Annotated in this window: 23 protein-coding genes; 12 read left to right on the top strand and 11 right to left on the bottom strand. The window is 52.9% G+C overall.

The features are described 5' to 3' along the window. Positions 1–3: 3 nt before the first annotated feature. The 6 genes from BLR09_RS12695 to BLR09_RS12670 all read right to left on the bottom strand — a co-directional run bounded on the left by BLR09_RS12695 (position 4) and on the right by BLR09_RS12670 (position 6,920). Positions 4–585: a LemA family protein gene (locus BLR09_RS12695; protein ID WP_093202508.1), complete on the bottom strand. Its 582-nt coding sequence runs from the start codon at positions 583–585 to the stop codon at positions 4–6. 176 nt (positions 586–761) lie between these two features. After that, positions 762–1,709 (bottom strand): glycosyltransferase family 2 protein, encoded by a 948-nt coding sequence (locus tag BLR09_RS12690; RefSeq protein ID WP_093202505.1) that lies wholly within the window; start codon positions 1,707–1,709, stop codon positions 762–764. A 51-nt stretch (positions 1,710–1,760) separates the two neighbouring features. Then, on the bottom strand, positions 1,761–3,422 hold the full coding sequence (locus BLR09_RS12685) for a hypothetical protein (protein ID WP_093202503.1): 1,662 nt from the start codon (positions 3,420–3,422) through the stop codon (positions 1,761–1,763). After that, positions 3,406–4,365 carry a glycosyltransferase family 2 protein gene (locus BLR09_RS12680; RefSeq protein ID WP_093202500.1) on the bottom strand — a complete coding sequence of 320 codons (960 nt, stop codon included), beginning with the start codon at positions 4,363–4,365 and terminating at the stop codon, positions 3,406–3,408. Before BLR09_RS12680 ends, BLR09_RS12685 begins: the two co-directional genes overlap by 17 nt. A gap of 12 nt (positions 4,366–4,377) precedes the next feature. Then, positions 4,378–5,784 (bottom strand): hypothetical protein, encoded by a 1,407-nt coding sequence (locus BLR09_RS12675; RefSeq protein WP_093202498.1) that lies wholly within the window; start codon positions 5,782–5,784, stop codon positions 4,378–4,380. Continuing rightward, complete coding sequence (locus BLR09_RS12670; RefSeq protein ID WP_093202922.1) at positions 5,784–6,920, bottom strand: acyltransferase family protein; 1,137 nt, start codon at positions 6,918–6,920, stop codon at positions 5,784–5,786. The genes BLR09_RS12675 and BLR09_RS12670 overlap by 1 nt, the downstream gene beginning before the upstream one ends. A gap of 461 nt (positions 6,921–7,381) precedes the next feature. Between BLR09_RS12670 and BLR09_RS12665 the strand changes: the two genes are divergently transcribed. After that, positions 7,382–8,131, top strand: coding sequence for a polyprenol monophosphomannose synthase (locus tag BLR09_RS12665; RefSeq protein WP_093202495.1), 750 nt, complete (start codon positions 7,382–7,384; stop codon positions 8,129–8,131). Positions 8,132–8,171: 40 nt separating this feature from the next. On the opposite strand, the gene BLR09_RS12660 is transcribed toward BLR09_RS12665, so the two are convergent. Further along, complete coding sequence (locus BLR09_RS12660) at positions 8,172–8,915, bottom strand: glycosyltransferase family 2 protein (protein ID WP_093202919.1); 744 nt, start codon at positions 8,913–8,915, stop codon at positions 8,172–8,174. A gap of 226 nt (positions 8,916–9,141) precedes the next feature. Between BLR09_RS12660 and BLR09_RS12655 the strand changes: the two genes are divergently transcribed. Further along, positions 9,142–13,011, top strand: coding sequence for an AAA domain-containing protein (locus BLR09_RS12655; RefSeq protein ID WP_245689920.1), 3,870 nt, complete (start codon positions 9,142–9,144; stop codon positions 13,009–13,011). Here the strand turns inward: BLR09_RS12655 and BLR09_RS12650 are convergent. The 4 genes from BLR09_RS12650 to BLR09_RS12635 are packed head-to-tail and all read right to left on the bottom strand — an operon-like array spanning position 13,005 to position 14,867. Continuing rightward, positions 13,005–13,493, bottom strand: a complete 489-nt coding sequence (locus BLR09_RS12650) for an NADH-quinone oxidoreductase subunit C (protein ID WP_093202490.1) — start codon at positions 13,491–13,493, stop codon at positions 13,005–13,007. The two genes, BLR09_RS12655 and BLR09_RS12650, sit on opposite strands and share 7 nt — an antisense overlap. Then, a complete protein-coding gene (locus BLR09_RS12645) occupies positions 13,490–14,026 on the bottom strand; it encodes an NADH-quinone oxidoreductase subunit B (protein WP_093202488.1) in 537 nt (178 codons plus the stop codon). Before BLR09_RS12645 ends, BLR09_RS12650 begins: the two co-directional genes overlap by 4 nt. Continuing rightward, complete coding sequence (locus BLR09_RS12640; RefSeq protein ID WP_093202485.1) at positions 14,023–14,487, bottom strand: NADH-quinone oxidoreductase subunit A; 465 nt, start codon at positions 14,485–14,487, stop codon at positions 14,023–14,025. Before BLR09_RS12640 ends, BLR09_RS12645 begins: the two co-directional genes overlap by 4 nt. Next, on the bottom strand, positions 14,484–14,867 hold the full coding sequence (locus BLR09_RS12635; protein ID WP_093202483.1) for a DUF4296 domain-containing protein: 384 nt from the start codon (positions 14,865–14,867) through the stop codon (positions 14,484–14,486). Before BLR09_RS12635 ends, BLR09_RS12640 begins: the two co-directional genes overlap by 4 nt. 79 nt (positions 14,868–14,946) lie before the next feature. Here BLR09_RS12635 and BLR09_RS12630 point away from each other — a divergent pair, with 79 nt between their 5' ends. The 10 genes from BLR09_RS12630 to BLR09_RS12585 all read left to right on the top strand — a co-directional run bounded on the left by BLR09_RS12630 (position 14,947) and on the right by BLR09_RS12585 (position 23,083). After that, complete coding sequence (locus BLR09_RS12630) at positions 14,947–15,804, top strand: DUF58 domain-containing protein (RefSeq protein WP_093202480.1); 858 nt, start codon at positions 14,947–14,949, stop codon at positions 15,802–15,804. After that, complete coding sequence (locus tag BLR09_RS12625) at positions 15,801–16,709, top strand: hypothetical protein (protein WP_093202478.1); 909 nt, start codon at positions 15,801–15,803, stop codon at positions 16,707–16,709. Before BLR09_RS12630 ends, BLR09_RS12625 begins: the two co-directional genes overlap by 4 nt. A 15-nt stretch (positions 16,710–16,724) precedes the next feature. Continuing rightward, on the top strand, positions 16,725–17,732 hold the full coding sequence (locus BLR09_RS12620; protein WP_093202475.1) for a VWA domain-containing protein: 1,008 nt from the start codon (positions 16,725–16,727) through the stop codon (positions 17,730–17,732). A gap of 160 nt (positions 17,733–17,892) precedes the next feature. Then, positions 17,893–18,543, top strand: a complete 651-nt coding sequence (locus tag BLR09_RS12615; protein ID WP_093202473.1) for a ribonuclease HII — start codon at positions 17,893–17,895, stop codon at positions 18,541–18,543. 208 nt (positions 18,544–18,751) lie between these two features. Then, complete coding sequence (locus tag BLR09_RS12610) at positions 18,752–19,591, top strand: MotA/TolQ/ExbB proton channel family protein (protein ID WP_093202471.1); 840 nt, start codon at positions 18,752–18,754, stop codon at positions 19,589–19,591. A 110-nt stretch (positions 19,592–19,701) separates the two neighbouring features. Further along, positions 19,702–20,322 (top strand): ExbD/TolR family protein, encoded by a 621-nt coding sequence (locus tag BLR09_RS12605; protein WP_093202468.1) that lies wholly within the window; start codon positions 19,702–19,704, stop codon positions 20,320–20,322. Positions 20,323–20,355: 33 nt separating this feature from the next. After that, the gene (locus BLR09_RS12600; protein WP_093202465.1) at positions 20,356–20,898 is read left to right on the top strand and encodes an ExbD/TolR family protein; all 543 of its coding nucleotides are present in this window, start codon (positions 20,356–20,358) and stop codon (positions 20,896–20,898) included. Between the two features lie 96 nt (positions 20,899–20,994). After that, the gene (locus tag BLR09_RS12595) at positions 20,995–21,834 is read left to right on the top strand and encodes an energy transducer TonB (protein WP_093202463.1); all 840 of its coding nucleotides are present in this window, start codon (positions 20,995–20,997) and stop codon (positions 21,832–21,834) included. 68 nt (positions 21,835–21,902) lie between these two features. Beyond that, complete coding sequence (locus BLR09_RS12590) at positions 21,903–22,130, top strand: hypothetical protein (protein ID WP_093202460.1); 228 nt, start codon at positions 21,903–21,905, stop codon at positions 22,128–22,130. Positions 22,131–22,132: 2 nt separating this feature from the next. Next, complete coding sequence (locus BLR09_RS12585; protein WP_176785532.1) at positions 22,133–23,083, top strand: PstS family phosphate ABC transporter substrate-binding protein; 951 nt, start codon at positions 22,133–22,135, stop codon at positions 23,081–23,083. The last annotated feature ends 199 nt before the right edge of the window (positions 23,084–23,282 follow it).

The following is a 23,282-nucleotide window of genomic DNA, read 5'->3' as shown; positions in this document are numbered from 1 at the left end:
GCCTTAGAATTCTACTTTCGGGGCCTTGTCGGCGCCGGCGTCCGCTTCAAAGTATGCCTTGGCCGGGAAGCCGAAAATGCCTGCCAGCAGGTTGGTCGGGAAAGAGCGGACCTTTTTGTTGTATACCTGAACTGCGTCGTTGAAGTCATTCCGGGAAACCTTGATCCGGTTTTCCGTGCCTTCGATCTGCGCCTGAAGATCCCGGAAGTTCTCGTTCGCCTTCAGTTGGGGATAGTTTTCCGCGACTGCCATCAGGCGGGAGAGGGAGCCGTTGAGCTGAGCCTGCGCTTCCTGGAATTTCTGGATGTTTTCAGGCGTGAGCTGATCGGCGGTAAACTTGATCGACGTAGCGTTGGCACGGGCGTTGATGACGTCCGTCAGGGTTTTCTGCTCGAAATTGGCCGCTCCCTTGACGGTATTGACGAGGTTCGGGATGAGGTCGGCGCGACGCTGGTAGTCGGACTGCACTTTCGCCCAGGCCGTTTTGACGCTTTCATCCTGAGAGACGAGGCCGTTATACGAACAACCGCCCATGAGGACGATCAGAATGAGAATACCAAGAATGGCAATGGTTCCGCGTGACATAGAAGTTGAAGTTTTTGGAACGAATGAACGTCACAGGCAAGGGATGTTAAGGGGTTGCTTGCCGGGGCCAAATCTATGCCTTTCCCTGAATTTTGCAACGCGGAAATGTGATGAACTAAAAATAGCCGGACTGGCGATCCGGCTATTTAGGGATGAATGGCGGCGATGCGGGAATACTACTCCCAGTTTCCGTTCCGGATTTTCGACTTGATGATGAACAGCGGACGCCCTTTCGACTGGAAGAAAATCCGCAGGACATATTCACCGATAATTCCCAGGCCGAAGAGATTCATCCCGCCAAAGAAAATGATCGTAAACAGCGTTGCAGGGAAGCCTTCCGGTACTTCCTGGCCGAGTACATATTTTTTGATGACGTTGTAAATGAAATACAGCATCGCAAAGGCAATCGCGGTACCGCCCAGGCGCGTCAGCAGCTTGATCGGAAATTCGCTGAAGTTGAAGATACCGTTGTAGGCAAGGCGGAACAATTGCTTGAAAGAGTACTTCGATTCGCCGGCAATACGCTCGTCGCGCTCATACTCAAAACCGATTTGCTTGAAGCCCACCCAGGTACGCATGCCGCGCAGGTACCGGCTTTCTTCCGGCATCTTGTTCATGACGTCCACGACACGACGGGACACCAGCGCAAAGTCGCCGCTGTCGAGCGGAATCTCGATATAGGAAATCGAACGAAGCAACCGGTAAAACAGGTGATAGCCCGCCCGTTTGATAAAGCCTTCCTTGCGTTTGCGCCGAACGGCGTAGACGACATCGTTTCCTTCCTTGTATAATTGGTAAAAATCAGTCAGCAGTTCCGGAGGATCCTGGAGGTCTCCGTCAATAACCATGATGGCTTCAGTGCCGCGCGCCTCATTCATACCCGCCGAAAGAGCGAGCTGGTGACCGTGGTTACGGGACAGAAAAACGCAGTGGTAGCGGGGGTCGCTCAGGGCAAGCGCCTGCATGAGCTCCGCTGTGCGATCGCGGCTGCCATCGTCGATCAACACGACTTCGATGGACAGCGGAGACGCGTCCATGAGCGCGTTGAGCCGCTGAATCAGGTGCGGAAACGTCTCGCTTTCGTTATAAAGAGGGGCTACTATTGAAATCTGTGGATTGTCCAATGCGGAAAGAAGGTTGCCGTCAAAACGAATGATCTAAAGTGCAAAAGTAGCTCAAATTGTTAACTTCTGCCCGGTGGGGTAACGTTTTGCGGCAGAACCGCTGATCTGGATAATCTCCAGTGTATAGACGCCCGGACGCAGCATGTGTCTGTAAAAATGGGCTCCTCCTCCGACGCCTCGTTTGAACGGATTACGGCCGGCGTTGGCAGCTGGTTCGAAAGGAATCACAAAGTCGTCCGCAGCCGTTTCAGACTTGATCCGAAGCAGCAGGAAGGCATCCCGACCGCCCGGTACCGGGAGTGTCGATTGCTGTACGCTGATCATCTCCTCCGTACCGGCGATAGAGACTGTATGCTTTTCGGGTTCCGTCGCTCGGGAAACCGCCGCATCGAAAAAATGTACCGGAGGGTGAAAAATGCCCGTCCGCATCGGTTCGCGGAAAGTCCGGTCGATGTAAGGTTCGAGGAACGAACCACGCGTAGCGCCCAGGCCGATCGAACTATAATACTGATTCCGCACACTCGCCAGTAACAGCGCTCTCCGGTTTGCCACCTTCGGGAAATAACTGGCATAGGAGATCAGGCAAATCACGAGACTGGCAACGACAATACCCATCGGCCGGGGCAGCGTATCCCGCCGGCGCTGAAGCCAGCCCAGGTATACCAGGCAGGTGAGGAGGATCGGATACAGGCGGTAATTACTGATCAGCATCACGAAATACCCGAAATGGGGGCGCATGATGGCGATCAGCAGGGAGTTTGCGAGCAGAAACAGCAGAATACCCAGCAGAAAATCGGTGTAAAATGGATTCTTCTCCGCCGGTCGTTTATAGCGGATGATAACCGGATAGACATATACCAGCAGCCAGCGAACAACGAGCACAATGAGTACCAGCCCGCCGATAGTCGGGAGTACATAACGCCAGGGTTCGCCCAGATCCGGAAAGAGGTCAAGCAACCCGCCGTTGTAGGTGAAGAAGCCGGCCAGGGAAAGATGCGGCATTTTGAAAAACTTGGCGAGGCTGTCGTCATTCGCTTTCGTCGCGAAATGATAGAAATAGCCCGCCATACCTCCCGCCATGCCGGCCAGCCACAGAACCAGCTGAGCGAAACGCTTGCGGAGGAGCAGGACACCGGCTCCGGCCGCCCAGACGAACATGCCGTTGCCCATTGAGAAAGTCGCCAGAACGGCAAAAAAGAACGCCGCCGCATACCATTTCCAGGTTCCTTTCGCAAGACAAAAGGCAGTCAGACTGACCAGCAGGAGTACCAGCTGGTGTTGCAGGCCGGTAATCGCCCAAAACGTCAGCAAATAGTACTGCGGGTGAAAAAGCAGGAGGGAAACCGGTACAAAATACCACAGCGAAAGCTGAAGCCTACGGAACGCCAGCCAAAGCAAAAGCCAGATACCGATGACGGAAAAATCGGCCAGTAATTGAATCCAGTAATAATTCAGTTCACCGGAAACATAGTAAACGCCGAGGACAAGCAACTTCCCGGCTACAATCCGGTGCTCATTGTTGGGGATAAACAGCCAATGGAATTTGTCCCGCCAGGTATCAGCCCGCAGGTATTCAATCAGAAAGCCGGAAAACGACTCGAAATCATCGAACCAGGGAATATTCTCGATATAGCAGGCAGCCACTCCGAACAGCGCCGCAACCGGCAAAAGCGCCGCGAGCCAGGAGAGGAGGGAATCAGGACGGGTTTTCATCGAAATTAATTTGTTCGGCGACGATAAATTCCGGACGTTTTTTTATTTCGTCGAAAATGCTGCCGAGGTACTCGCCCAATACCCCGATCGTCAGCAGCTGAACGCCTCCGAAGAAGACAACGGCAATTACAATGGAGGCCCAGCCCGGTACGAGGGTTTCAGGCCGGAAAAAGATACCCGTCACAACCCAGACCGCGAGGCCCAGGCCGACGAGGATACTCAGAAAACCCAGCGTCAGCGCGACCTGCAGGGGTTTTTTGCTGAAGTACAGTAATCCTGTACGGGCGAACCTGAGCATTTTCGAGAGGGGGTACTTCGTCGACCCGGCAAAGCGCTCTTCCCGCACATATTCGATGGGGACCTGTTTGAAACCCATCCAGCTGATCAATCCACGTATGTATTTATTCCGCTCCTGCAGGTTTTTGAATTCCCGGATGACGTGCTTGTCGATCAGGCGAAAGTCTCCCGTATCCAGCGGAAGCGGCACTTCCGACAGGGAATTAATAACCCGGTAGAAACTCCGCGCCGTCCAGAGCTTGAATGCACTTTCGCCTTTTCGCTCGCGGCGTTTGGCGTAGACGACATTGGCCTGCTCTTTCCGGTAGAGATCGATCATGTCCGGAAACAGTTCCGGTGGGTCCTGGAGGTCGGCATCGATGATGATAGCCACTTCCCCTGAACAATGCCGGATACCGGCCGACACGGCCGGCTGATGCCCGAAATTCCGGGAAAAGGAAAGTACGCGGACGTGTGCGTCAGCTGCTGCAATCTCGCGGAGGATGGACAGCGTCCGGTCCTTGCTTCCGTCGTTGATAAACAGGAGTTCGTAAGACCAGCCATGCCGGGTTACGACGGACGTCAGTCGCCGGTAGGTTTCGGCGAGGACCTCCTCTTCGTTGTAACAGGGGACGATGACAGACAAAAACGGCTCCTTCGGATCCAAGATAATCGTTGTTTAAGGCTGAATAATGATCGCTTTCTTGCCGAAATAAGTGGCTTCACACTTGTTCCATAGAAACGCGGGATTCTCCCGGATATCTTCTACAAAAAGAGATAAGGGGATGTGTTTCAGTGGTTTGACGAAGACGGTGTCGCTCTTCGACGCCCGGATATCTGCATAGCGCTGCGTCAGCTCCCGGTCATATTCACGGGCTGTGCCGTTTTTCAGGTCGCTGACCATCAACCGGAAATTCGAATTCCGCAACACCAGAACGGGAAGCGAAAGCAGCGCCAGACTGGTCACCAGGATCAGGGCTTTCCCCTGATCCAACCGGATACCTTTTTTTTCTCTCAGCCATAACAGGCCGACTAACAGGTTATAGAAAAAGCCAACGAGAAAGAAAAAATTGACGGAATTGGTAATGCGAACCGGAACGCCGTCGATACCCACCCCGTAAAAATAAGGGAAGTACAGCACAGGCGTGAGACCCATCCAGACGAGCCATCCAACCCACGGCCGGATCCGGAAGTACTTACGGAAGGTATCAGCCGATGTATTCCGGAACCAGAACAGTAGGAAAATACTGAAGACGAATGTTAACGGCGCCCATTGCCATGCGTAGCGCAGGGTAGTGAGCGAGGCCGTTTTAACAGAGTAAACAAGATTACCACCCAGTGGATTACTTCCCTGACGCACCTTGACCCCGGGCGACTCCAGCGCGAGGTAGCAGGATACCAGCGCAATACCCATCAATAGGGCGAGCCCCCAGTCTATTTTACGTTCAAATACCAGGCGATAGCCCAGAAACGCCGCCAGCAGCCCCGGTACGAGCAATACAAATAATTCGCAGAGACCGATGGTATTGAAAACCAGCGCCGCGCAGGCTACCAGCGTGAGCGTCCGGCGCGGCGACGCCGGTGCTTCTTCGTATTGAACGAGCAGTCCGATCAGAAGGGTGGTCAGGATTTGTGGCAGAATATAAGTGTAGGAAACCGTCGCCCAGAAAAATCCTTCTGCCAGACTTTCCTGCAACAGGATATACAGGATGAGAAATGCCAGACTAAAAATAAACCGCTGGCGCTTTGATATCCGGAAAAGCTGCCCGGTAAGGAAATAAAAGGACCAGCCGGTGCCGAGGACGTATAAAACAGGAAGTAACTGATAGTACCACAGCCAGCCGGCCCACAGCGGCGTCGCGTGGAAAAGCAGACTGGCGAAGTACCGTCCTGTCCATTTATCGTAGTAAAACTTCGTCGAATACCACATGCCGTAATCCCGGGTCATGTAGGCGAAGCAATAATCATCCGCGGCAGACGGATGGTTGTAGAAACTCAGCGCGATCAGCGGTAATACGATTGCTACAGCCAGCAACAGCCAGCCCGTCAGCGACCATCGTCTGATCGTATCGGCAGTAGTATTCATCAATAGCGAAACTTGTTTTTGAGATCGTTAACGGGTTTTTCGATCAGGTACCAGGACACCGTCGCGACGAGAACAGTAATCGCGAAATACATCACAAACTGGAAAAAATAGTTATCCGCCAGCGCCGGGAAATGCCCGTAAATGCGATGCATGAGCTTGTAAACGGGATGCGAAGGAGGCGTATGAAAGTGGTTGAAAACGAAGTTGTGATACAGGTACAATCCGTAGCTGATCTTGCCGAGGTATACGCTGGCAGGATGCTCGAGGAACGCCTTCATGACGCCGGTATACCCGTAAACCGCATTACCGATCAGGAAAAAACAGAAGATGGAAGACGTCAGTCGCTCGAAAACAACATAACTGATATGCTCCAGCGACGGCACCGGCGCGCTCTGTTGCCAGAGAATAATGCCCACCACGCCGCCGAGGCCCAGCCAGACCAGGTACCGGCGGCTGAACAGTTTCCGAAAAGAGTCTTTTTTGAAAATGAAAAGATAGGCCATGAGACCGCCGAGGCCGAAAGCATCCAGGCTGGTCGGCATCAATACGTAGCACTTGGCCCAGGAGCCGCCCTGGAGATAATAGTACAGACGGAGTAAGACACTGCCGGCAATGAATACCCAAAGCAGTTTTTCGAGGTGCCGGGTAGGGAAGAAAAAGACTACCAGCGGGAAGAAAACATAAAACTGTTCTTCCACCGCGAGCGACCAGAAGTGATCGATTACGCCGAGCCACTGATCATAATGCGCGACATAAATATTCGTCGCATAGAGCAGGCACCATGCCAGTTTTTCCCGTACGGGCGGTACGTTCAGCGCAAAAAGAACAAAAATCGTCAGGTAGTAAATCGGAAAAATCCGGAGCGTACGACGGATGTAGAACTTCTTGAGATAAATGCCCAACCCTCCTTCGCGCGGGGCATACTTATGCTTGCTTTCAATCAGAATCCGGGTAATCAGGAACCCGCTCAGCACAAAAAACATGTTTACTCCGAGGGGGCCGAGCGGAAAAGGAATGTATCCGCTCATCCAGTGATCAAACAGGACCAGAAACACCGCGATGAACCGGATGCCGTCAAGCTGATTAAAATAGATATCTTCTTTTGCAGGTATTTTTCCTACCGCGGATGCAGACATAATGAAGGTAGTATTGTTCGCTGGGTCGGCCGTTACCGCCGTACTCGGCCAGCCAAAACCGGCTGGCCTCAGGGCTTCAGGATCGGGAGAAGCGAAAAGGAACTTCTGCCCGCGACGCCCGAACCAAGGGGCTAATTTCTTAAAGTTCTTCCAATTGTGCCGGATTTTTCGGAAGAAAGTGATTCTTCGGCGGCGGTTCGGCGGGCGCCTGTCCTTGAGTCTGAACCGATTGCAGGGCGTTCGGACAGCCCGCCGGAAAGACCGGGAAAACATGGCTGCACCGGTCCGGGAAACAGGGATTACCGAAATATTATTTTTTGGAGAAAAAGTGATTTTGTGCCTCTCGATTCCGTTTTTTGGTAATTATTCACAATGTCTTTGCAGGACACGTAGAATAATTGCCCGTTTTCCCTGTTTTACAACCTGACAGGGTTTAAATCATCACACCTAGTTTTTCTGCGATGGATGGCTCACGCGAGCGGATAGTAGTGATTCCTACTTACAATGAGATTGAAAACATTGAAACCGTCCTGAGGCGGGTCATGGCGCTTGCCCCGCCGTTTGATGTGCTGATTGTTGACGACGGCTCACCCGATGGGACTGCCGCGAAAGTCAGGGAACTCGCACGGGAGTTTGGCGAAACCCGCATCCAGTTGCTGGAACGTTCCGGTAAACTCGGGCTCGGTACCGCCTACCTGACGGGCTTCAAGCGCTGCCTCGCAAACGGCTACGCGTATATTTTTGAAATGGATGCCGACCTGTCTCATAACCCGGACGACCTGGTCCGTTTGTGGCAGGCGTGCGTCGACGGTGCCGATATGGCCGTCGGCTCACGGTATATTCAGGGCGTGAACGTAGTCAACTGGCCTATCGGCCGGGTACTGATGTCGTATTTCGCCGGGGTGTATGTGCGGTTTATCACCGGTATGCCAATCATGGACGCAACCGCCGGGTTCAAATGCTATACCCGGAAAGTACTCGAGACCATCGATCTCGACGGCGTCCGTTTTGTCGGATATGCCTTCCAGATCGAAATGAAGTTCACCGCCTGGAAATTCGGATTCAAAATCAAGGAGGTCCCCATCATTTTCACGGACCGGACCAAAGGCGTCTCCAAAATGTCCACCCGGATTTTCAAGGAAGCTTTCCTCGGCGTCATTCAGTTGAAAATAAACAGCTTCTTTCGACGGTATATCCGGGAAGCAGCCTGATAATGAAAAAGGACCGCGTCGCGGTCCTTTTTCATTGTGACTATCTGAAAAGCAGCGGCCACTTGTATATGCCCCACTTTGAAAACCGATACAAAAGAGACGTCCGCAATACGCCCAGGCCGTATTTTGAACTGCGCATGAAATTGATGGACGAAGCCTCTTCGAAATACTTCGTCGGACAGGTTACTTCCCCGATTTCAAATCCGTGCCAGAAAATCTGCGCGATCATTTCGTTGTCAAAAACAAAATCATCGTCGCATTTCAGGAAAGGTACCGTTTCCAGCACTTCCCGGGAAAAAGCCCGGTAGCCGGTGTGGTACTCCGAGAGTTTCTGATTCAGCAGGACATTCTGGAAAAACGTCAATGCACGGTTGGCCACGTATTTGTACATCGGCATACCGCCTTTCAGCGCACCCTTGCCAAGAATACGGGAGCCGAAGACTACCGGGTACAGATCGTTCCCAATGATGGAAATCATAGCCGTCAGCAGCAGGGGAGTATACTGATAATCCGGGTGAAGCATGATGACAATGTCTCCGCCCAGCTCCAGCGCTTTCTGGTAGCAGGTTTTCTGGTTACCGCCGTATCCCTTGTTATTATTGTGCTGAATGACATGCCGGATACCGAGTTTCCGGGCTACTTCGACCGTATTGTCGGGACTGTAATCGTCCACAAGGATTACCTCGTCCACCAGGTCGAAGGGAATTTCACGGTACGTTCTTTCAAGAGTTAGAGCCGCCCGGTATGCCGGCATGACGACGATAACTTTCTTCTTATTATACATGTTATAAACCTGTCGCAAAGCCTGAACGAAGCGTACCGGAACTTTGGCAGAACAGAAGATCGGAATGATTTTGACCGCCAAAAATACACACCGATTATGTATCTTCCTATCCGGAATCGTTCTTTAGTCAGGCAATGTCCGTTCGGCGGGACTTTTATTCCGGATTCCGGCGCGGCATTGTTTTCGCCGGTGATGGAAAACAGCCGGAACCATGGATGGTATAACTATGCAGATTGGCAGACAGATATTTCAGGTTTTTCAGCGACGGCTGGCAAATCTGAGCCCGCGTAACCGTTCTCTCCTGCTGTTGTCTCTGCCGCAGGAGCAATTTCTCGATATCCAGGAACTTGATTTTCTGACGGGTGAAAAGGCTTTTCGTATTCCGGCGGCCCTGATGGAAGGCAAAATGTCCGTCTTCCTGTGCGATGCGGCGGACCCCCGGTATGAAAAGATAAACGAACTATCCCGCCGCCTCAGACGTATGGCCCGGGTAGCGGCTTTTATCGAAGCGGAGCAGGGGTCGGAAGACCTGCACCTCGGCTGGCCGATTGTACAGGGGAAGTTCAACGACGGGACCGTCGTCCGCGCTCCGCTGCTGTTCTGGCCCGTCAACCTGGCGCAGACACCGGAACCGCACCCCCGGTGGAAACTCGAACGCCGGGACGAACCTCTCGTTCTGAATTCCTCACTTTTGATGGCCTATGCCCATTACAACGAGCGTAAGCTACCGGACGAGGTACTCAATTTCGATTTCGAAGATTTTCCGGAAGACTCCCGCGCGTTCCGGACGGCACTATATGAATGGCTGAAGGAAACGCCCGTTCAGCTGGATTTCAACTCCGATCTGTTTGAAGACCAGCTGCAGTTTTTCCCGAAACTGGCGAAGAGCGACCTGGATCGTACGGAGGCCGACGGGGTACTGCGCCTTCTGCCGCAGGCGATTCTCGGAATTTTTCCTCAGGCCGGTTCCTACCTCGTGCGGGACTATGACGCGCTCATGGCCGGCGAGCGGGCCTTTGAAATCGGGCTGCCTGAGCGCCCGGATGTGCGGGAAGCGGATTTGCTGACGCCGTTTCCGATGGACGCGTCGCAGGAGGAAGCCGTCCGCCGCGTCAAAAAAGGGGAGTCGATTGTCGTACAGGGACCTCCCGGAACCGGCAAATCTCAGCTCATCTCCAACCTGATTGCCGATTTTACTTCTGCCGGAAAGAAAGTACTGGTTGTCAGCCAAAAACGTGCTGCGCTGGATACGGTATCAGACCGCCTTGCCACGGCGGACTGGTCTGAATTTGTCGCCAATCTCCACGATTTTCAACATGACCGGAAGGCCCTCTATACCCAGCTGGCCCGGCAAATAGACCATATCGAAGACTATAAACGACTGAATTACAGCCTCGATGCTATTCTGCTCGAACGGGAGTTTACCCAGACTGCCCATCGGATCGACCGGTTGCAGGCAGAGTTGCGGGAATTCCGAACCGCGTTGTTTGATGCATCGGAATGCGGTCTTTCGCCGAAGGAACTGTATCTGTCGTCGGATATTACACGTCCTCGCCTCGACCTGGGAAATAGCTTCCGCTCGTTTTCCTTTACCAATTGGCAGGATGTACTCCGCTCGCTTACCCGGTATGAAGCTTACCTCGAACGGCTCGGGCCGGAGCATCCCTGGACAGACCGGGTGGACTTCAGCGGCCGTTCGTTTCAGGATATTTCCGATGCCGGCGCGATGATCGATCAGATTTCCGCGCTTGCGGCCGAAGCATCGGCCGTAGCGGCTACCGTACTCAACCGTCCGCTGGAACTGGCCGATTGGCTGGAGATAGACGCGGAGGCGCTGTCCGCCGGGCTTTCCGACGGAGTACACTGGCCCTATGTCATTCAGTTTCATACCCGAAAGTTGATTCGCTACCCGAAATGGGAGGAATTATCCGAAAGAGAGATACGCCCCCGTCTCGGGGCCGGCGTAATCGGACCTACCCGGCGCCGCTCGGAACTGGCATCTTTCCGTCAGGAACTGGAAAAAGCCCTGGAGGCCCGCAAATCGCTGTTCTCCTGGGCATTTTACAAAGGAAAAGATACCATCCGAAAGGAGGCTGTTGCCCATGGTTTCTCGCTCGATGCACCGGATCTCCGCCTTCTTTTTGGCAAGCTGATCCGGCGGATGGAAATCGAGGCGTTTTTCGTCGAATGGGGGCAGTCGGCGGGTGCCGATCTCGTTCACGAAGACTGGGTAGTAACGGAACAGAACTGGCTGGATTTCCTCGCGCGGCTGGAAGCGGCCGATGAGCACCTGACCGTCCTGTACCGGCATCCATTGCTCGAAGAGCTGTTGCGGCAGTATCCCGGCCAGGAGGCGTTTTCGGCGGCGGTAATGCAGCTGGCGGCGACGGCCCGGCAGGTACAACAAGCATACAAACAGTGGCAATCCTGGCTGACGGAGGGGCAGATCCGGCGTATTGCCGCCGGCGAAGCCGACAGAAATGCTTTGAAAACTACGCTCAGCCGTGACTTCGACCTGCTGAAGGAATGCGATGAACTGGTGAATACGCTCTCATCGACCGAAAAGGACAGTATCCGGCAATGGGAGGAGGCCGGTCGGCCAGAGCCACTCGTGGAGATGTTTGCCAATTCCCTGCGTCTGTCCTGGCTTGACTACCTGGAAGGAAAGAACCCGATTCTGCGCAGCGTATCCGGTCTCCGGATGGAGCAAATGGAAACCGAACTCCGGCAGGCTGTGGAACGGAAACAGGAGCTTTCCGGAGAAATCGGCCGGATGCACCTGCGCGAGCAAACCTATAAGGTTCTCGAAACCAACCGTCTCGGCAATACCGTTACCTACCGGAACCTGCGCCACCAGGTCACTAAAAAGCGCCAGATATGGCCGGTACGACAACTGATCGGCGAGTTTGCCGAAGAAATTTTCCAGCTGATTCCCTGTTGGATGGCGTCTCCGGAAACGGTGTCGGCCCTCTTTCCCCTTGATCCGCTGTTTGACCTGGTGATTTTCGACGAAGCGTCCCAGTGTTTTTCCGAACAGGGTATTCCGGCCATGCTCCGCGGAAGGCAGGTGGTAATTGCGGGAGACAGCCGGCAATTACAGCCGTCGGACCTGTACCGCGTCCGGCTGGAAGACGATACGACTGACGACCCGGATCTGGAAGTAGTCAGCCTGCTTGATTTTGCCGCGCGGCACCTGCGGCCGGTGGGTCTGCGGGGGCATTACCGGAGCCGGTCGCTCGATCTGATCGATTTTTCCAACGTTCATTTTTACGATCAGAAATTACAGTTGCTGCCTGATTTCGAAGAAATTAATCGCTTTGAGCCTGCTATCCGGTACCTGAAAGTAGAAGGAACCTGGCAAAACCAGACCAACGAAACGGAAGCCGACCGTATCGTCATGCTACTGGATGAAATCGGGCAGAAGTACCCCGGTAAATCAATTGGTATTGTGACGTTCAATTTCCCGCAGCAGCGCTTGCTCGAAGAAAAGCTGGAAGGTATTTCCGTCCCTGCGGCAAAGGAACCGCTTTTCATCAAAAACCTGGAAAATGTGCAGGGAGACGAACGTGACATCATCATCTTCTCGATCGGCTATGCCCCTGATCATCACGGAAAAGTATCGGCCCAATTCGGCTCCCTGAATATGGCGGGAGGAGAAAACCGCCTCAACGTGGCTATCACCCGGGCACGGTACCGTATTTGTGTGGTGACGAGCGTCTGGCCCGAGCAGCTTCGGGTCGACGATACCCTGAACCCCGGTCCGAAATTGCTGAAAGCCTACCTCGAATATGCCAGAGACGTATCGGAAGGACATTTCCGGCCGCACTTGCCGAAGCATGAATCCTTGAAATCCAGTCAGTTACTAAAGGACAAACTCCGGCAGGAGCACGCCGACTGGGAGGAGGAGCTTCCGTTTACCGATCTGGTTGAGAAGAAAGACGGGAAGTATACCCGGTTGATCCTGACAGATGACGATCTGTACTACCAAAGCTCCGGTCCGAAAGAAGCACAGGCATACTTTCCGATCAGCCTGCATCGGAAGGGATGGGCGTTTCAGCGTATATGGTCGCGGGAGTGGTGGCGAAACCGTCAGTAGCGCACTTGAATACCGTGGTAGCGCTCCTGCTCGTCGTAGTCCTTGCGGAGGGGGTGGCCTTCCCAGTCTTCCGGCAGCAGGATACGGCGCAAATCCGGATGGCCGGAAAACCGGATGCCAAAGAGGTCAAACGCTTCGCGTTCATGCCAGTCTGCCGTCTTCCAAACGCTTGAAACAGAAGGTATTTCGGTATTCTCTTCCCGTGAAACCCTGACCTTTAAACACAGCGGAGCCTCGTAGGGTATGGAATACAGGTTGTAAACGACTTCAAAGGTCTGTGCCGCAGGACCATTATCGATGCCGGTCAGACAGGACAGTGAATCGAAATACGTCTTCGGATGGTCGTGCAGAAACCGGCAGACATCGGCGATGCGGGAAGTACCGATGACGAGATATGGCATCAGTCCCGTCGCTTCTTCTTCCCGAATGACGTCCGGGCCGAATTCGGCAGCGAGGAGGGCATGGATTTCCGGGAGCGTCATGAGGCAGATTCGAGACGTTCCAGCAACTGCTTGGCAGCTACCGGTTCGATCACGCTTTCGTTACGGATTTTTTCCTGAAGTTTGAGAATAGCGCCGATGAGCGCTTCCGGGCGGGGCGGGCAGCCCGGCACGTATACGTCGACGGGAATGATCCGGTCTACGCCTTTTACCACGTGATAGCCATGTTCCCAATAAGGACCGCCGCAATTGGAACAGCTTCCCATCGAAATGACATAACGGGGCTCGGGCATCTGTTCGTAGAGGCGCCGGATCCGGTCAGCCATTTTGAATGTCACGGTTCCGGCTACGATCATCACGTCCGACTGCCGGGGCGAAGGCCGTGGAAAGATGCCGAAGCGCTCCAGGTCATAGCTTGAGGCATAGGTCTGCATCATTTCGATGGCGCAGCAAGCCAGTCCGAAACCCATTGGCCATAACGAGTTCAGCCGTGCCCAATTGAGCAGGTCTTCGGCTGTCGTCAGGACGACGCCCCCCTCTCCGGTTTTGAACCGGCTGTCGAGAAAGCTCTTCATTCGTATTTCTTGTTAATCTTTTTGTAGAGATCGTCCGGGACAGGAGAGGAGAACTCCGGGGTTTTGACCGTCGGCCGTATCCAGTCCAGGTGCCCTTTCCGCCAGGCGTAGGCCAGTCCGAGCGTCAGAATGCCGAGAAAGAGAAACATCTCCGAGAGGGAAAACCACCCCCAGAGCCCGTTGGTTTCACGGATGAGTTCTTCCTGACCGAAAACGGTCGCCCAGGGAAACAAAAAGACCAGTTCCACGTCGAAAAGCAGGAATACCAGCGCGATGATGTAGAACCGTATATTAAAGGAAATATTGGCGTTGCCTTCGGGCTCTTCCCCCGATTCATAGGTAGACAGCTTTTCTTCATTCGGGCGCGCAGGGCGGAGCAGCCGCGCTGCAAACAGCATGACCACCAGAAACAGGATGGCGGTAACAACGAAGAGCAGGATATAGCCGAAGTCTGAGATCATTGCGGTTTTCGGGAAGTACTGTCAGGCCCGGTATGCTGCTGTTTGCGCGCACGTTCGTCGCGGGCGGTCAGCGTATCGATCACACCCTGGTAAATTTCCTTGAACTGGTCCGGATGCGCCATATAATAGGTATAGCTTACCCGGTATGCGCCTGTGTCGGCTCCGTATTTTTTCAGGATCTTGTTTTCGAACGATTCGAAGACGATGAGCGACGAGTCCTGGGTATTCATCCGAAGGCCGCTGACGCGCTGTTCGGCCAGGTGTACATCCGTCAGAATCTGCACCATGTTTTCACGGGAGATCAGGTTGTCGGGTGGTGCCGGACCATTGGAACAGGCGCTGCCAAAGACCAGCAGCAGGAGCAACAGACGTGTTTTCATTTTTTATTGTAAGGCAAAGTTAGGTAGTTTTGGCTTTGGACGGGTACCCGGCAGGGGCTCCGCGTGACTATTTTCCGCTATGAACGAACTGCTCTCCAAACTCCGCAACTATGAAATCCGTATCCGGAAGGCCGTGGATTCCCAGATGCACGGGAATTTCCGCTCGGTTTTCAAGGGTTCGGGGCTCGAGTTCACAGACTTGCGGCAGTATCAATATGGAGATGACATCCGCCTCATTGACTGGAACGCATCCTCGAAGGGACACGGTCTTTTCTTAAAGATTTTTAAGGAAGAAAAAGAGCAGACGGTATTTTTTTTGGTGGACGTAAGCGCTTCCCAGGAAATCGGTCGCGGAGACCGGACCAAGCTCGATACTACGAAGGAACTCTGCGGCGTGCTGGCCCTTTCGGCCATGCACGAAGCCAGCCACGTAGGCCTGTATTGTTTTTCCGATCAAAAGGAGTGCTATATCCATCCGTCGAACGGCCTGAAACACGGTTACCAAATGATTCTGGAGCTATTCCGCCTGAAGCCGGAATCGCGGAGGACCAACCTCTCCGAAGCCATTTTGTTTGTACTCAACCGGCTCAAACGGAAAAGTGTTGTCTTTCTCATCTCCGACTTTATCGATACGGGCTACGAACAAAACCTGAAGGCACTGGCCCGGAAGCATGACCTGGTAGTCGTTCATTTATACGACGACCGGGAGATTAACCTGCCCCGCCTCGGGATCATTCCGGTATATGACAAGGAAAGCCGGCGGACCTTGTGGGTGAATACCTCGTCTGCCCAGTTCCGCAAGTCCATGCGGGGCGTATTCGAAGAAAATCAGCAACGGCTCGAGCAACTGTGCAAACAGTACAAGGCGAACTATCTTTCGGTTGATACGCAGGAAGATTACGTGCCGAAGCTGATCAAACTGTTCCGGGTCCGATGAGTCGATCACTACTGAAAACGGGAATCGCCGGCGTTATCATGCTGATCCTGCTTGGCGCTGCGAGCGGACCGGCGCCGCACGGAACCTTCCTTTCCCGGAAAGTGAAAGTCGGCAGTCCGGTGAAGTATGCCCTGAGCTATCGGCATGACGCCTCGCGGGATGTCTTTTTCCCGGATTCTGCTTTTGATTATTCCCCGTTCCGTTTTCTGAAAAGAGACTATTTCCCGACGCGCACGACACCGGCGGGAAGCGTCGACAGCGTTGTGTATACCCTCGTATCCTTTGAAACGGATTCGACACAATACCTGAAACTTCCCGTATTTGTCCGAAACGGGAAGGATTGTACCGCTATATACCCGACGGTCTCGGCCGTTCAGCTGCAATCACTCCTGCAAGCAAAAGATATCCGGCAACCGGTACTGCGGACCAATACGCAACTGGTATTCCTGGGAGATCAGGTCAATTATCCGCTCCTGTTTCTCCTCCTCATCGCAGCGGCGGTGCTGGGCGGACTGAGTAACTGGCTCTTCGGAGAATCCATCCGTCGGCAGTGGCAGCTTGTTCAGCTCTGGAGACGGCATCTCAAGTTCAGGGGTACCTACCAGCGCTATTTCCGCGGGGCAGCCGATCCGAAGCAGGCAGTATCCAATGTAGAGCAGGCGGTATTTCTCTGGCGCCTGTACCTCGAACGGATGGAGGGGAAACCCTATTCGACCTTTACGACCAAAGAAACGGTTGAACAGTTCGGTCAGGAGAAAAACCTGGAAGGCGCCCTGCGGGACGTCGATTCGGTCGTTTACGGGGGAGTAGCGTCGCCCCAGACCCAGGAGTCCCTCAAGATTCTGCGGGAGCTGGCAGGCAGGGCGTATGTCAAACGAAAAAAGCAGATTCTGACCCGTATCTGACGGGTTATGTAACGCATGGAAGACTGGCTTTCACTGAAGTGGTTCAGTTTCAGTACCCTGTCGGGATACCAGTGGGCCGTTCCTTATTATTTGTACGCTATTCCGGCCGTGCCGCTGCTGTTTTTCTTGCGCCGCGCATTTCACGGAAAAGCCCGGCAGAAGCTGAACGTAGCCTTTCTGGCGAAAGAAGCCGCCTCGGGCTGGATACGGTATCTCCGGCATATTCCGGGTGTCTTTATGTTTATCGGCATGCTGCTGGTGCTGGTGGCATTGGCCCGCCCCCAGATCGTAAAAGACCTGGAAGAACGGTATGCCGATGGGATCGAAATTGTACTGGCGCTCGACGTATCCGATTCGATGCTGGAGAAAGACCTGGCCCCTGACCGACTGGAATCGGCCAAGAAGGTGGCAATAGATTTCATTGACGGGCGTTTTCAGGATAAGATCGGACTGGTGGTATTCGCCGGGCAATCATTTTTTCTCTGTCCGCTGACGACCGATTATGCGCTGCTCAAAGAACAGATTCGCTCTATCAAGTCCGGAATCATTCCGACGGCCGGTACGGCCATCGGTTCGGCGCTGGCCAACTGCATCAATTTGATGCGCGAAACAACAGCCCGAAGTAAAATCGCCATTTTACTGAGCGACGGGGACAATACCGCCGGAAATCTTGACCCGTTGACGGCTGCCCAGCTAGCCGCTTCCTATAAAATCAGGGTATATACCATCGGAATAGGGCGGGAGGGCGCTGTGCGGGACTCGGTAGGCCTGGAAACCCTCGATACCGGCGTCCTGCGCCAGATCGCCGGGACCAGCGGAGGGCAGTTTTTTCAGGTAGAGGATGCAGGAGCCCTGCGGAATGTCTTCGGGGAAATCAACCGGCTGGAAAAAACCGAAATCAAAACGTCCCGGTATCAGGAAGTAAAAGATTACTACCATGTATACCTGCGGTGGGCGATCGTCTGCCTGCTCGCAGCGTTTGCCTGCAAGCTGACGTTCATCTCCAATATTCTGGAAGATTGAATGAAATAAGTGTCATTCTTACACGTTGATTTTGAACAAAATAGGACTTTAGGTTGAATTTGTAGGTTATTTTTTCGTCTCAGGGTGTCCTTAATTCAAAGAACTCTCCGCATATTGGATGCCCGAAAGCAAAACGGAGGAGATGACGGCCTGACAACATATGTTGAAACCCTTTTATACCAAAGATTGTGTGGAGGCGGGACTGGATGAGGTAGGACGGGGATGTCTGGCCGGGCCGGTCGTAGCAGCGGCCGTGGTACTGCCTCCGGACTATGCACATCCCTGGCTGACGGATTCGAAGCAGCTGACACGCGCCGAGCGGGACGAACTGAATGTGGAAATACGGAAAGAAGCGGTGTGCTGGGCAATCGCCGAAGCAAGCCCGGAAGAAATCGATCAGATCAATATCCTGAAGGCGAGCTTTCTGGCCATGCACCGGGCGGTAGATCAGCTGACGCGGCGACCGGAACACCTGCTGGTCGACGGCAATCGGTTCACGCCCTATCCCATGATTCCGCATACGTGCATCATCAAGGGAGACGGCCTGTACCTGTCGATCGCGGCGGCGTCCGTACTGGCCAAAACATACCGGGATGAGCTGATGGAGCGGCTGGCGAAAGAATTTCCGGCGTATGGCTGGGAGAGTAATGTCGGGTATCCGACTCCGCGGCATCTGCGTGGATTGGAGGAACACGGGCCGAGCAACTGGCACCGGAAAAGTTTCGGACCGGTCCGGAACGTGTTATATCAACGCGAGACATTGTCTCAAAAAAATACAGATTTGGTCGATTTATTGTCTCCTTCTTCTTAGAAAAGTGCAAAAATTTACCATTGCTGCAAAAATTTTCACAAATCCTTAACGTCGGGAATGTGAAAAATTACAGTAGATTTGCTGAGTCTTTGCCCGGCCTAACGGATCAAAAACAAAATTTTCTTTCGTAGTTGTTTGGAACATCAAATTTTATTTTTCTTTACACCAACAAACCAAAGTTTCACTAAACCCTAAAATTACCAAACTAATGAGTAACACTACCAAAACCCCTACTCCCGCTGCTAAGCCTGCTGCTGCTCCGAAGAAGAAGTCAGGGGGCGTTTCATCTGGTTTGATCATTTTGATTCTGGCGGTGGTGGCGCACTTATTTTATCACCTGTACCTCGGAAACGGTAGCCACTTCGAAGGCGGTGATAACGCCAACGAGCCTATCCCTGGTGATTACTTCGGTATCGTTTACAAAGGTGGTTTCATCGTTCCCATTTTGATGACCTGCTTCCTGACGGCTCTTACCTTCACCCTCGAGCGTTTCTTCACGCTGGGTAAAGCAAACGGAACCGGCAAAGTAGACGAATTCGTTCGCAAGGTTCAAACCCTGCTCAACTCTAACGACATCCCGGCTGCGCTGAAAGAGTGCGACAAGCAAAAAGGATCTGTGGGTAACGTTGTCAGCGCCGCTCTGAAAAAATATCAGCAACTGACTACCGACACCGAACTCGACAAGGAGCAAAAGCTCGTTGCCCTGAGCAAGGAAATCGAAGAAGCTACCACGCTGGAAATGCCGATGCTCGAGAAGAACCTCACGATCATCGCTACCCTGGCATCTGTTTCTACGCTGGTTGGTCTGCTCGGAACGGTATTGGGTATGATCCGTTCATTCGCTGCAATGGGTCAGTCAGGTCAGGCCGATTCTTCTGCACTGGCACAAGGTATCTCTGAAGCACTTATCAACACGGCTCTCGGTATCGGTACCTCTGCTATCTGCTTGATCGCTTACAACTACTTCACCAGCCAGATCGATTCGCTGACCTATAACATCGACGAGATCGGTCTCAGCATCTCCAACAACTTTGCTGCTCATTACTAGGCGTCTCGGGGAGGGTTTTCTTCCCGCATGAAAATTGGGTTGTTTTTTTCGAGACAAGCCAATACATTTGATCAACGAAACGTTTAGTTTGAAAATTTAAACACGCAGCAATGTCAAAGGTTAAAGTAAAACGCCACGGGGTGTCGATGGATATGACCGCGATGTGTGACGTTGCCTTCCTGCTGTTGACATTCTTTATCTTAACAGCGAAGTCACGTCCCGTTGAAGCGGTTCAGGTCACGACGCCTACGTCGGTAGCCCAGGAGAAGCTGACGTCACAGGACATTATTACGGTGCTCGTGTCGGCAGACGGTAAGGTGTACATGGGGGTTGATAACCACCCGGTACGTCTGGGTATGCTGGACCAGATGGGCAAGCGGTACAATGTTTCTTTCACCGACAAGGAAAAGGAAGCGTTCCGTCTGTCTGAGAACTTCGGCGCACCGATGGCCAACATGAAGCAGCTTCTGGACATGGAACCCGCGGACCGTAACAAGCCCGGCGTTCAGCCCGGAATCCCCTGTGATTCTGCCCGTAACGAACTGTTCTACTGGGTGTTCCACGCCCGTCAGTATTACACGAATCAGGGTGCCAAGTACAAGGTCCTGATCAAGGCTGACCAGAACGCTCCGTATAAGACGGTGAAACAGGTAATTGCCACCATGCAGGAACAGGATGTGAACAACTTCAACCTGATCACCGGTCAGGAAACGAAGCCGACCGCCCTGTAATTCATTCACGCACGTTTTTAACTACACAAGACAATGGCAGAAATAGCCCAGGAAGGTGGCGGTAAAAAAGACGGTGGCAAAGTCCGGAGTAAAAAAGCGTCTACCCGTATCGACATGACGCCGATGGTAGACCTTGGCTTTCTCCTGATCACCTTCTTCATTCTGACTACAACTCTTCAGAAACCGGTAACGATGTTTTTGGGGATGCCTGATAAAACCAAGGAAAAGACGGAAACGTCTCCTATCAAGGAATCGGAAGCAATTACGATTCTCCTTGATAAGAAAGACGGACAGGATGTCGTCTATTGGTATCAGGGTACCGGTAAGGATGTTGCCTCTACGCAGATCGAAAAGACCAGCTTTGCGGCCAGCGGTGGTCTCCGCGATGTACTTCGCCGGAAAAAGCGCGAAGTCGGAGAGAAGTTTTTCGTCGTAATCAAGTCCAAGGACGAAGCCTCTTACAAGGCGCTCGTGGACACGCTCGACGAAATGGCTATCTCTGAAATCGACAAGTACGGTATCACCGACATCAACCTGAATGACATCAAGTTGATCGCCAAAGCAGAAGGTAAGTAATCAAAATAAAACGAAGAGAATAGTTGATAAACTAAAATCTTAGTTTTATATTTGACTCAATCATTCGAACAACAAACAAAGTTTGCCTCCTATAACATGGCAGAGTTAATCAAAATCACCCCCGATACCACCTTGGAAGACCTGATTTTTGCAGGTCGGAACAAGGAGTACGGTGCATATGACCTGCGGCGGCGTAGCTCACGCTATGCCGTGATCTCGACAGGGATTGCGATTCTGATTGTTCTGGCGTTTCTGGCGATTAAGCTGCTTGCAGCGTCAATCGGTTCGGAAGAGAAAGAGGTAGAAGTGAAGCTGGCAAGTATGTCAGAACTTCCTCCTCCGCCTGAACAACCCAATCAACCCCCGCCACCTCCGCCACCACCACCACCACCACCAGAGGTACCGGTAGTGAGCACGACGGCGTTCCTTCCTCCCGAAATCAAGGAAGATACGGAAGTTCCGCCCGATGTGGAGCCTCCTAAGCAAACGGAACTCGTTGATGCACAGGCTGGTAAGGAAACGGTAGTAGGGGACCCGAACGCCGTTGAAATCGTTGCCATCCCGGAAGGAACCGGGAAGAAGAAGGAAGAAGTAGTCGAAGTGAAGCCGGCTGAAAAAGAGGAAATCTTTACGGTCGTAGAACAACAGGCTCAATTCCCCGGCGGCGAATCAGAAATGTACAAGTTCCTTTCCAAGAACATCAAATATCCTGCTCAGGCTCAACGGGCCAACATTCAGGGTAAAGTGTTTCTGAGCTTTGTCGTTTCTCCGGATGGTAGCATCTCCGATATCCAGGTCCAGAAAGGTCTTGGTTTCGGTTGCGACGAAGAAGCAATCCGCGTAGTAAAGTCTATGCCGCGCTGGAAGCCGGGTCGTCAGTCAGGCCGCGCTGTAAAATCGCGCTTTAACCTGCCGATCTCTTTCGTTCTCGAATAGGATTGAAGAATTGATTTGATAATGGGTCAGCATCTCACGATCTGACCCATTTTTTCTAAAAAAGGAAAATGCCCAGACCTGCCAATCAACAACTGAATGACCTCGTTGGTCTGATTATTCCGTTCGGTTATGCGGCGATGGGGTATTACCTCGTTTCGTCGGCCGAGGTCTTCGAAGAACAGGGAATCCTGTCTGCTACGGTTGCTTATGTGCTGGGTGGATTGTTTTTTGCCTACGCCTTACTGAAAGCCTACTGGGCCTTTAGCAAGTGGCGCAGAAATCAGGAGGAGGAATGACCATGAAAACGATTCAGAATTTTTGCTGGTACGGTTTTTTCGCTCTGTGCGTCGCACTGGCCGGATGCCAGGAGAGGACGCCGAAGGATGAAGAAACAGTCTCCCGGGGAAATATCAGTATTTCGGTCGACGAGTCGCTCCAGCCCTTGCTCGATGCCGAGCGGGATGCCTTCGAAGCCCGGAGCAAGAATTACGCGAAAATCAACACGATCTATGTGCCGGAGGAACTGGCTGTACAGCTCATGCTGCATGACTCCACCCGTGTGGCAGTTGTGACCCGCCACCTCAAACCGGCCGAACGAAAAGTCTTTGACGACGCCAACCTGAAGTACCGGGCGTACCACATGGCAACCGATGCCGTGGCGTTCATTACCAACGGAGCGTCTTCTGATACCCTGATTTCGGTGGACGAAGCCGCTGATGTCATGAAAGGGGCTAAAACGACCTGGAACCAGCTGAAATACGGAAAGTCGACCGATAAGATTTCTTTCGTTGTCGACAACGATCATTCCAGCAACCTGCAGTACCTGTTGGACACACTGGGGGTTCCTGATAAGAAAAAGGCTCCGATTTTTGCGATGAAGTCCAACAAGGAAGTCATTGACTATGTAAAGAAGAACCGCGGCGCGATCGGCGTCATCGGCGTAAACTGGATCAGTGATATCGACGATCCCGAACATCCGCAGTTTCTCAACGGAATCCGTGTGATGGGCATCGCGCAGAAGGCGAGTGCCAACCGGGACGACTATTTCCAACCGTTCCAATACGCCATCGCGTTGAAAAAGTATCCGCTCAGCCGGAATGTATTCCTGATCACGAAGGAGGCCAAACGCGGTCTTGGAACAGGGTTCATTAATTACGTGCTGGCCGACGCAGGTCAGCGGATCGTCCTGAAGAGCGGGTTATTGCCTGCGACCCAGGTACTCCGGCTGGTCCAAATCAAAGGAATGTAAATCCCGGAAACAGTCGGTTTCCGTAGGTAAAGAGACAGGACTTCGCTGAAAACGGCCTTGCAGACGGGCAATTTTCCCGTTGCTGCTGCGGTAGGCATAGGGTAGATGCAAAATCATCACTTATTCGCCCAACTTTTTTTTCAGCAGAGGTAAATTTCCTGTAATTTCGTAATCTGTAATCCTAATTGTTGAACGTAAG

Source organism: Siphonobacter aquaeclarae, from assembly GCF_900103285.1.
In the GTDB taxonomy this organism is placed as follows: domain Bacteria; phylum Bacteroidota; class Bacteroidia; order Cytophagales; family Spirosomataceae; genus Siphonobacter; species Siphonobacter aquaeclarae.
Note: the sequence above shows the minus strand (reverse complement) of the source record. Positions and strands in the feature narration are given on the sequence as shown.